The 10,673-nt window shown below is 58.4% G+C and carries 9 protein-coding genes; 5 read left to right on the top strand and 4 right to left on the bottom strand.

Features of this window, described 5'->3' with window-relative positions; genetic code table 11:
* Positions 1-988, top strand: a 988-nt coding sequence (locus tag I6F37_RS38055; protein ID WP_225154109.1) for a DUF3141 domain-containing protein, incomplete at its 5' end; no start/stop codon positions are given.
* 457 nt (positions 989-1,445) lie between these two features.
* A complete protein-coding gene (locus tag I6F37_RS38060; RefSeq protein ID WP_036046590.1) occupies positions 1,446-2,894 on the top strand; it encodes a hypothetical protein in 1,449 nt (482 codons plus the stop codon).
* Between the two features lie 133 nt (positions 2,895-3,027).
* On the opposite strand, the gene I6F37_RS38065 is transcribed toward I6F37_RS38060, so the two are convergent.
* Complete coding sequence (locus I6F37_RS38065; RefSeq protein ID WP_036046588.1) at positions 3,028-4,296, bottom strand: IS256 family transposase; 1,269 nt, start codon at positions 4,294-4,296, stop codon at positions 3,028-3,030.
* A 471-nt stretch (positions 4,297-4,767) separates the two neighbouring features.
* On the opposite strand from I6F37_RS38065, the gene I6F37_RS38070 reads away from it, so the two are divergent.
* Positions 4,768-5,541, top strand: a complete 774-nt coding sequence (locus I6F37_RS38070) for an acetoacetate decarboxylase family protein (protein WP_109146014.1) — start codon at positions 4,768-4,770, stop codon at positions 5,539-5,541.
* A gap of 955 nt (positions 5,542-6,496) precedes the next feature.
* Here the strand turns inward: I6F37_RS38070 and I6F37_RS38075 are convergent.
* Together I6F37_RS38075 and I6F37_RS38080 are read right to left on the bottom strand one after the other, a co-directional pair.
* Positions 6,497-6,883, bottom strand: a complete 387-nt coding sequence (locus I6F37_RS38075; protein ID WP_036046585.1) for a hypothetical protein — start codon at positions 6,881-6,883, stop codon at positions 6,497-6,499.
* Positions 6,884-7,255: 372 nt separating this feature from the next.
* Positions 7,256-8,119: an outer membrane protein gene (locus tag I6F37_RS38080; protein ID WP_225126637.1), complete on the bottom strand. Its 864-nt coding sequence runs from the start codon at positions 8,117-8,119 to the stop codon at positions 7,256-7,258.
* Positions 8,120-8,458: 339 nt separating this feature from the next.
* Between I6F37_RS38080 and I6F37_RS38085 the strand changes: the two genes are divergently transcribed.
* Positions 8,459-8,623 (top strand): hypothetical protein, encoded by a 165-nt coding sequence (locus tag I6F37_RS38085; protein ID WP_157785314.1) that lies wholly within the window; start codon positions 8,459-8,461, stop codon positions 8,621-8,623.
* A 436-nt stretch (positions 8,624-9,059) separates the two neighbouring features.
* On the opposite strand, the gene I6F37_RS38090 is transcribed toward I6F37_RS38085, so the two are convergent.
* Positions 9,060-9,275, bottom strand: coding sequence for a hypothetical protein (locus I6F37_RS38090; RefSeq protein WP_036046582.1), 216 nt, complete (start codon positions 9,273-9,275; stop codon positions 9,060-9,062).
* 1,158 nt (positions 9,276-10,433) lie between these two features.
* On the opposite strand from I6F37_RS38090, the gene I6F37_RS38095 reads away from it, so the two are divergent.
* Complete coding sequence (locus I6F37_RS38095; protein WP_225154110.1) at positions 10,434-10,598, top strand: hypothetical protein; 165 nt, start codon at positions 10,434-10,436, stop codon at positions 10,596-10,598.
* Positions 10,599-10,673: the final 75 nt, after the last annotated feature.

Here is a 10,673-nt window from a genome sequence, read left to right on the forward strand (position 1 = left end):
GAATGCCGGTGCGTGTTGCCGGCGGGCTCGTCTGCTCATCGTCTCTCCTGATTCGCGGGACAATCTTGCCCGCCGTCAGGCAGAAACTCCACTTACCGCCCTGTCCAGATTTCCGGAGCCAGCTCTGGAACATGATGGACGAAAAAGCTTCAGTGTTGAACTAGTCGAACGCAGCTTCAAGGACATCCGGGCATTGAACGACGACTATCGCGATGAGTTCCCTTTCGGTGCGGTTGACCGGGCGTCTGAACTTCAGGCACAGATCTATCACACAATCGCCCGCCCCTTCGTCAGAGCTGCAGTCACAACCTTCACGGCCCAAGCTAGCCGAAGTGTTCACCCGGAGCGCCTGTCGCGAGCGCTAATGTCTTCGCGAAATCTGATGCTGGCTGGCTTCAAGTCCATAAGCGAGCAGGTTCGCCAGTCTCGAGCCAAGGCCAGAGTAGATAATCCATTCCTGCTGGCGGAAGCCTTGTATGTGCAGCATATCGCACATGCGATGATCTGCTGGCGCGACCTGCGCGACATGATGTATGAGCTGATGTTCCACAGCATGTGGAACACTCCTTTGCAGCACTATTTTAGTGATCGCTACGAAGTGCAGGCGAGGCAGATGACGCGAGAAGAATTGAGGTCGCGCCCGGACGTTCAGTTTGCGCTTAAGATGATCGCGACCGGCGGCTTCATCGAGGCCGTCATCCGCATTATGGCGCTGCTTGTGAGCGATCGCGGCGGTATCCGCCGCGACCGTCTCGATCGCTGGTCACGCGTCCTGACGGAGAACGAGCCGTTCCGCTCTGTCCCTTCTGACCGTCTGACTACAATCACTCGCCAACAGACCATCATCGCCACTTTGGAACGGGAGCAAGCAATCGAGACCCTGCCATTGTGCTGGATGACTCTGAGGAGCGCCGCCGCGCCTACCTGGTCGCACGCTATGTACCCGGTCCCATCGCGGAAATGTCGCCGAAGTCGATCGACCTCCTAGGGCGGTTTGCTCAGGTGCTTGAGCAGCCGCCAATCACCGGCGATGTTACCGAAAATCCTTTGGCGTAAATGAAGGCTGAGTAAAGCGTCGATGCTTGGCGTAAAGGATGACCATTGGCTTGAGCGCCAGGCGTGGCAACTGAGGGCAATGTCGATGCGCCTCGTAGTTGGCACAGGATTTGAAGCCAGTTCGTCCTGCACGTTGTACTCTGACGCTTACGGCTGGAGCGGCCAAACATGTTCGACGCGCGCCTATTGTGTGTTCCGGATCCTGAGCGCTGATGGTACGGAGGGCTCGAATTCAAGAATTGACTTGACGAAAGAAGTGAGCAGATACCGATGCGTTCCCTTTGCAGATAAGAACCAGCCGCGCTGAAGTCGTCGAATCTGGCGACTTCCTCCGGACCGAGCAGAGATATTAGTTGTTGGGGCACTTTCTCCCTGCCGAAATCCGCAGAATGGAGTTCTTCGCCGTGGACCACGATACCATCCGCGCCGAGCTGATGTACTTGGAGTCCCTTGGCTCCCGAATCTCGGGCTCAAAGAGCCACGATCAACTTGTAGAGCATGTCAAACAGCAGTGGGCCGACTTCGGTATGCGAGTTCACGAGGACGTCTTGCATTTCGATCGCTGGAGCATGGCTGCCGAAAATCCCGACGGTCTGCGTCTTAAGATCGACGGGCGCGACATAGCGATCTCTTCGGTCTTTCCCTACTCGGGGACCACCGGCCCCCTAGGGACCGAGAAGCAGTTGTACAGATTGCGCGGTCCAATACCGCGATGGAGCAAAGCGCGCGGAGGAATTGCGGTCGTCGAGGTCCGAAATCGGGAGTTCCCGTTTGATGCGGCGGTCAAGACTTGGGATCGGGCGCGTGCATGGGGCAAGACCCCTATGCCGCTGCTGCCTGCCACGTTCGCCGGCCTCGGTCTGGCGCGTGCTCGACGAGCTGGCGTTGAGGCGGTGATCTTCGCCTGGCGTGGCATAAGCACTTGCAACGCCAAAGGACAGTACTTACCGTTCACGTTGCCCTACCAGAACATTCCAGCGGTCTTCGTGGCCGGAGACGACGCCGACTTTGTGTTGGACGCCGCCTCTCTGGGCAGGCAGGCGATGCTCATCGTCGACGCCGTGATCGACCGAGACGGCACCATGCGAACAATATGGGCGGCCGTGGAAGGTAACAGCGCAGCCCACGAAACTGTGCTCGTGGTAAGCCACAGCGACGGTACAAATATTGTCGAGGAGAACGGCCACATCGGTTTGGTCGAACTCGCGCGCCTGGTGGTCGCTCAACCATTGGCACGCACCGTCATCTTCGTGTTAACAGCTGGACACCTTCGAATCCCGGCGGTCACTGACTATGGCCAAGCCACTTCGCGCTGGTTGCGGGATCACCCACAATGGTGGGCTGGTGGCCCGGGAGATCGCCACGCGGTGGCGGGCCTGGTGATCGAGCACCTCGGCGCTCGGGAATACCGGGACAATCCCCTCAAAAACACCTACGGGCCGACAGGCAACCCCGCACCCGAACTGCTCTACGCCTCCACCGCGCAGCTGACGGCGCTTATCGAATCAGAGTGGCGTACAACCGGGCAAGCGCCGAGAGTGTCGGCCCCAAACGCGCTCATTCAGTTCGGCGAAGGCCAGCCGCTCTACCTAAAAGGCATCCCAAACATCGCGCTCGTAACCGTGCCGCAGTACCTGTTAAGTATTGAACCGGGCGACTACGTCGACGTCGCTCTTCTGGACAGACAAGTCAGCAGCTTCGCGCGACTGCTGCAACGAATTGACACCATGCCCAGCAACGAAATCGGCACCGTCAAGATGACTACACCACTCGCGAAAGCGGCCGCCGCGCTGCGCGCGATTGGCATTCTCGCTGGCAGCTCGTTGCATTGCCGATGAACCGCCTGCACCAAGCGGCAAACTTATGAAGAGCGTAATTAGCTCGGAGCTCCAGCCAAGCGAACCGATAAAAGCGCCTTTTCGCGTTCGCTTCTTGCTCGGGAGCTATGCGGGATTTTGGGTGATGAGGCGATCAGGCGGCGTGGTTTGCCGGCACGTGGATGACCTCGATGCCGTCGTTGAATCTGACACCTGCGATGACCTTGGGCAACTGATTTGTGCCTTTGAGCCGCCGCCAGGTCTTTGAAGCGGTGATCACCAGCTTGAACACCATCAGCTTGGCGCTGGTCGGCGACAACGAGCCCTTCGTCCGCACGGTTCTGTGCCGCACAGTCGCGAACACGCTTTCGATGGGGTTGGTCGTGCGCAGATGATCCCAATGCTGGGCAGGGAAGTCGTAGAAGGCCAGCAGCGCGTCGCGGTCCTTGGCGAGGCAGTCGACCGCCCGGCCGTATTTGGCGCAGTATTTCTCGGCAAAGACGTCGATCGCCGCTTCGGCGGACGCCCGGCTCGGCGCCCAATAGACCTCGCGCAGATCCTTCTTCATGGTGGCCTGCACCGAGAGCGGGACCTTGTCCAGGACGTTGACGGTCTTGTGTACCCAACATCGCTGGTGCCGTGTGCCGGGAAAGACCTCGTCGAGCGCCTTCCAGAAGCCGAGCGCGCCGTCGCCGACGGCAATTTCCGGCGCGATCTGCAATCCGCGCTGTTTGACGTCGATCAGGAGTTCGCGCCAGCTCTGCGCGCTCTCCCGGACGCCGACCTGGAAGCCGATCAGTTCCTTCTTGCCTTCCGGCGTCGCGCCGATCAGCACCAGCATACATTCGCCGTGGTCTTCCATGCGGGCCTGCAGGAAGACCCCGTCGGCCCACACGTACACGTATCGCCGCGCCGACAGATCGCGTCTCTGCCAGCGCTCGTACTCGCCCTGCCACTCGGCCGTCAGCCGGGACACCACCGCCGGCGACAGGTTCGGCGCATCCTTGCCCAGCAGGGCCGTCAGCGCCTCCTGGAAGTCGCCGGTCGAGATGCCGCGCAGATAGAGCACTGGCAACAGCGCATCCAGACTTCTGGTTCGCCGCGCCCACAGCGGCAGGATTGCCGAGCTGAACCGGATGCGTTCGCCTTCGCTGGACGCTCCACGGTCGCGAACCTTCGCCCGCGCGACCTCGACCGGGCCGACGCCAGTCTGGATCGTTCGCGTCGGGCCGTAACCATGCCGCACGACACGGGCGCGTCCGTCGGCAAGCTTCAAATCATTCACCGTGGCAAGAAATGTCTCGACTTCGACCTCGACGGCCTGTGCAAGAAGCTGCCGCGCTCCGGCGCGCAGGATATTGGTCAGTGGATCATCGATCTCGTCGGGCTGACGAAGCGGGACAATGTTGCTAGTATCGTTCATGGCGTATCGCTCTCCTCGAGAGGTTCTGGCAGGCTCGACACCCGCCTCGATACGCCGCCTATCTCATTCCGTCAGCACCCACTTTCCCGCATAGCTCATCTTCATCCGAGCGAGTCCTCTAACACCGAATGAGGTGCTTGGCATCGACGTTGCATGCGACAGATAGAGAGGCCTATCGAGTTATCATCATCGTCGGTGAGCATACTTCACGGGAATGAACGCACGATCGTCAAGCTCATTCTGCACCACAGAATTGAGGTGCAGCGCGCAGAACTGTACGCGTCGTCGGCGAGACGATCATGATCAGCGCTCTATGAGCCGAGGGATCACCGAGCTGCATTGGAGGTTGCATCATCGAGGTTGCATCATCACAGTCTCTTCAGGATGCTTCAAAAACCGAGCACTGTTGCTGAGATGAGTTAGCTGAATCTACAGTTGCGTCCAAACACTCCAAGAGCGAGGAGGAATGCGATGCCCGAGGTAAAAGGTATTCCTCTTGATGCGCCTCTCTACCGTGGGAGCAGAGACCGTGGCAGCGCGTTTCTCGGCTGCCAAGCCATAAACCTTGTATTCAGCGTGGGGAGCGAGGTGTCCTCTCTACTACCGAAGGGATTAGTACCCGTAGCAAACCCTGCAATCGCCGTTGTGGGGGTCGCGAGCTATCCCTCAAGCACTGTGGGGCCGTACTTGGAGTGCTATTCAGGAATTCAAGTTCGTGATCCCGGCGGTGAGACCGGCTTTTACATTCCTTACATTTACGTGACAACGAATGATGCAGCGCTTGCCTCGGGACGAGAGGTTCTTGGTGCTCCAAAAAAGCTGGCGCACATTACTCTGATTAGAGAAGGTGGCCTAATTCAGGGTACGCTCGAGCGTCCAGCTGGCAAGCGCCTGCTGACTCTTACCGCTCAACCGGACCAGCGCATGAGCTCGAGTTCGCAACAGATGTTTTCTGCGCGGACGTATTTCTACTCGGTTCGGCATTTGCCCCCCATCAATGAGCGCGGGAAGGGCGCAGTAACGCAGCTCGTCAAATGGTGCACCGCGCGAACGTTGCGACGCGACGAGCTTGGCGATCAAGTTCAATTTACTGGACCCATCTCCCTAACTTACGACTCACCCTCGATTGTCGATCCCGTGCACAATATTGCACTTGGCGAACCCATGCTTGGCACATACGAGGAGTATGACGCCAAGCTCGAGGTCATTGATATCCTTTCGGAAACCGCAACTCCAGGCAAATAGTGATCGATAAGCTTTAGAGTTCATCGGATCCTGAGTTCAGCCGCGGGCTCTTGGCGTGCCCATTGATGGGCCATTACAGCGACGCAAGCTAGGGTCCTAACGCACTGCATGAAACACGCAAGGGAGAAGGCTGCCGCGTGCGCCCGCCGCGGGGCGACTTCTCGGTGGCGACTCGACGGAGAACGTCCGCCTTTCATCGCCATCTAACGCCCGAGACCATCAACGCCGTCTACGCCGACGGCTATGAAAGAACCCGTTGGCTCTCCTATGCCAGCTATGCTGCGCTGGTGCCCCTCCACAGCTGCCGAGCAGCCGCGGGCACGTGCGTTGCGTCGTTCGGAACTAGCCGCTTGGTCAGTGCCATGCCAGCGGCGACCTGGTCCCCGCGCAGCGACGTGGCGACCAACGGGTGCCAGCCTCGAAGCGAAGAAGACTGCTCATGCGGCATAATCCGGCTTGCGGCATAATCAGCGAGCTCGCGGATGAAAAGCGGTGATCATCACTGCTGCAGACTGCGAATATGAACAACGTCGATCATTCGCATGATCACCACAACGCTTCAGCGTATCCCTAATGGCTGGCCCAGGACAGAAATCGAGGCGCTAATGCCAAGGAACCCACGCCGCCAGCGGCCTTTGGCTCGCGGCTTCCGAGTTCTTTCAAGGTGCGCCTGCAGCCACGGTGCGGACCGGCACATAAGCAATGCTGTCGCTGCTCCGATCGTGGCCTTATAATACAAATTGCGGGCACCAATGCCTGGACGGCCTTCCTGCTCTTACACCCGCGTCCGTTTTCAGCAAACGGCGACAATGAGCTGACCACCGGCCGCTCGAAAATGCTTTGCTCTACCGAAGGCGCATTGCCATCAGAACTGGCCGATCAGACGATCTTGGGAAAGTACTAGGCGACTGCCCCAAGCTCGTCGTCGCTTATATGATCTACACGATTCGACTGCTCAACGCTGATGTTGTTGTATCTTGAGATTATCCAACAACTTCGAGCCTTCACTGAACGATCTCGACCAAGATCGCTCTGCCAAGTCCAGATAGCTTTTCAGCAACTCGGAGGGCGTTTTGACCTCAGCAACGACTTTTAGAAAATTGGCGTGATCGTGCAAAGAGGAAGCAGTCAATCTCAAACCGTCTTTCAAAGCCGCCGCGAAGAAGTTTGTCGTTGCTTCGATCGACTTCTGCCAATCTGCAAACACGAATGAAGCGCGCGTGGCTGCCGTCGACTGCTTAGTGTGCTCGGCGGCGCCACCTGGCCCAGCAGCCGATGCCTGGGTCACTTGCGGCGCTTGCTGTGTACGGCGTTTCTCGTCTTCAGCTACGCTCGATGCCATTGAACGTCTCCTCTCTGAACTGTAACGTTGTGATTGGTTTCGCGGCTCAGCTCAATCAACCTTCAGAGGGTAACACGATCTCCAATATGGGACACCTGCCACTTTTGGTAGCCCTGATCGCAAGGACCTGACTTAAGGACGACATTTGACGTGACCAATGCTGGAGGCGGATTGTTCAGTCTGCCAGATTCCCGGTAGGTGCTCCGATGGCTATAATTCGCGGAGAGTCTGAATCGGCATGTCGCAAAAGCCGTGTAGAGAGCGGCCAGTGGGTCTATGGCGTCGGCGAAGATGGTGTTCAGGCGTTCTGCGACTTTGGCATCGAAAACCTGATCGAGTTCGTCAGGTTCCACAAAGAAAACCCCAAGCTGCTCAGCGCTGGCACGGGAATGAACCAACCAGCCTGCGGCCTACACCGGCTACACCGGATCGGCGCACCGGCGGGTGCTTTCGCGTACAGCGGCGCATCCGACCATTGCGCCGTCCATGGGTCGGAGCCAAAAGGTAGTTCAAGCCGATCTTTCCGATGTGATAGTTGCTGGAGAGGCCCGTTGTGTTCGCCGGAAGAATTGCGAACGGCGGATTCTGCTCCGTCGGAGGAGTCGCGACACTCGGTCCGCCGAAATGCAGATAGTCATACTCAGCTTTCACCGACCATGCAGGCGTAAGCGCTTGCTCGACGCCCAGCCCGATGGTGGCGCCAAGGCGACCATAGTCGAAGTGGGCTTTCTCCTGTGGCGACCCGCCTTCGAAGTTGTTGACGACGTCGCCCCGGTTGTTTTGCCAAGCGACGCCTCCCTTGAGATAGGCCGGCGTGTGGCCCAGCGCGCCAAACGCGTAACCGACGCGACCGGTCCCGGTGGCAAAGACGTTGGGACCTGCCTTGCAGTTTGCGCTCACAATAAAGCCGGAGGCGGCGAGGCAGGTATTTGTCCCGTCGGAGACAGCACCGCTGGCATCCAGTTCGACACCAAATACCCAACCGTTCTTCTGCCAATTGTAGCCGATCTGGCCACCGGCGAGGAACACTGGGGTATCGACGACATCGCCATAGATCGACGGACCGTAGGGATTGCTGAAGGAGGTGCGGCCGTAGCCGCCGCCGACGTGCCCGCCAATATAGCCGCCGGTGGCAGTTTCACTCCTGGCTCGAGGTCTGCCGCATTCGTTGCATCGGTTGCGACGAGCGCAATTGTCGTGGCTCCCAAAAGAAGAACTCCAGATCGCATCCAACACGTCCCTGTATTTTCTCGGTCCACGACCGAGCGCCCTTAAGTTATCGCGCAGCAAAACCGTCGGGGCGGACCAGACGCTAACACCGACGCGCGCCGAGTCCGTCCCGAAGACCATCGCACTGCGATTGGTGATGATGCGGCAAAGAGAGCAAGTCGCGTGCCGAAGTGAATTCGCGGGCTCTGCAGGCACTTCGTCGCGGCGTCCGGCGTCAAGTTGCTGACAATGGTCTCAATGCCGACAGCCAGCGCAGCCGGTGCAGTACGTTCGGCTACCGGGACCAAGCGCTCAAGATCGAGCTGGCCGGATTAGACGAGACCTGCGCCGACAAGGGCACGGCCGATGATCGTGATCGATGCGCCGCACTTCCACGCTGCTGTAGTCCTAGGACCGACAAGCCGCGTGATCCGAACACACCCCATCCTCAGCTACATGCTCGGCTGGGATCGGCAGCGCGTGGTCTCTGATGCCGAGCGCAAGGGATGGCGCGCGACGTGGGTCGATTGACCCGCGCGAGGCCGCCGAGGGCCATCGATTGCAAAGGTACTTTGGGAAAGCCGAGGCGGCCCGGGATCGCGGGACTGCGCACCTTCACTTTCGGCCTTTGACTGCGCTGCGAACCAGCTAGAAATCGGCCAGAAGACGCGAGGAAAATTGGCGCGGAAATGGACGCACAAAGCCGCAGTCGAGCTGTGGCTCATCGGGCGAATGCGGCCTTAATTAGCGCAATTTGCGCCAGCAGTCGCCAAGGCGTGTCTCAGAAAGACCCATAAGACGACTTGAGTGTCTTTTGTCCGTGTTGTGTAGCACCAGTGTTCGTTCCCCTAGCGGAAGACGTGCGTACGCGCGCCCCGGGCCGGGAGGTATTTTGGCAAGCCCGACTCTCACGTGCATGTGCCAATCTGGCGCCTTCATCGTATGCCTACGGCGGCGAAGCACTAGGTCATTCTTCAAGCTCATCAAGCAAGATGCGCTTGTCGTGGAGCTCCCTGAGGTACTCGGCAATCGAACGCTGCGTCTCCTGCCATTCGATGCGTTCTTCCGCGGTCCAAAGGAAACACTCAAGTTTGAAGCGAGCTTTCTCAGCCTCTGCGAATTCATTGTAAAGCGTGATATCTCGCTCCACTTCTTCGAGCTGTTCACGAATGGTCCTTGGCATAGTCGGCCTCTGGGGCTTTGCCTCCAGCCAGTGGGCGTATTCATCTCAATTTGCGCGATTTAGCAACTACTCATTTTCTCGGTGCGGGAAGCTGACGCAAGGCGCTACTACCGCAAAACAGGCTTCGTATTTGGCTTCACGAGGGCTGAATAACGGTCCGTGTTTTGGAACGCCACCCCGATAAAGTCTCCCCTCGCCACGTGAGGCGACAAGGAGAGGTGGTGCGAAACCCATCGAAAGAAAGCGAAAACTCCGTCGGCAGAAGCGTGAGTCCGTTAAGCTGAATGCCAGCGCCTCTACTGGATAGATCACGCACCAGGCATGGCTCGGAGGTGATGTGTCCCGGAATTGAGAGAAGAACCTCTCGCCACACCGACTGCCTTTCGAGGGACCGCCGGGACCAATTCTTCCCTTCACGTTGACGGACCTTTTCTTGCAAATCCTTTAGCTCTCGGTACTGGCGCTCCAGGCTCATATCCCTCATTCTCCGTTATTCTTGTTGGCGCTTCCCACATTATTCCGAAACCCAATAACCATCGCGATAAATTCTGTAGAGCGATCCTCAGGTTGAGGGAATTCCGGACGACTACCGTTTGTGGCCGATCGCGATTTCGCGGTTGGACCCGTAGCTTTCCGGGCCTTGAATGGCACTGCTGGCCTCAACGGTGGAGATGGCGGCAATGGTGCAAAATACCACGGTAGGCCTGTGGCCGCTCGCCGCAGAAAGGACTGTCAGTGGCTGGGGTGGAGGTGTTGTGTAAAGACGATTGTGTAAGGCAAATTGTCCTCCCGGTGTGTTCCTTCAGTATGTCAAAAGGCAGGATTGAGCGGATGGTATTGCCACAGCAAGGCCGTTAAATCTTCATAATACCCCACCATCTTGGTAGGTGCGTCGCAGTTCGCCTTCGGCGATAATGCCTCATCGCGACCGTCACTCGTAAGGGGCGGAAGCATGTGAATCTGCCCACCAAGATCGCCCCCTCGAATTAACGCCAAGAGATCACCATCCAAGCCGCTAGAATAGCTTTCGCGATAGCCATGACGGCAGTGGTAGCTGCGGGGGCGTTCTTTGCTATCCGCCTTTTGATTCGATTCTACGGATAGGGTCCCGCCGCTGCACCTCCAGCCGAACCGACCACAAATGGAGGCCGTGTCGTGATGGCGAATGAACAGGATGTTATCATTGGACGTATTGCCGAGATCGAGATCGACAAGTCGGCTGCCATCATAGTTGAGCAGATAGATGGTGAAATCTCCATTGCCATCGCGAGCAGAGCTGGCTCCGGAAATCTGGACAGGGCGGTAAGTGGAGTTTCTGCCTGACGGCGGGCAAGATTGTCCCGCGAATCAGGAGAGACGATGAGCAGACGAGCCCGCCGGCAACACGCACCGGCATTC

It is taken from the genome of Bradyrhizobium sp. NBAIM08 (assembly GCF_020193935.1).
Classification (GTDB): Bacteria; Pseudomonadota; Alphaproteobacteria; order Rhizobiales; family Xanthobacteraceae; genus Bradyrhizobium; species Bradyrhizobium yuanmingense.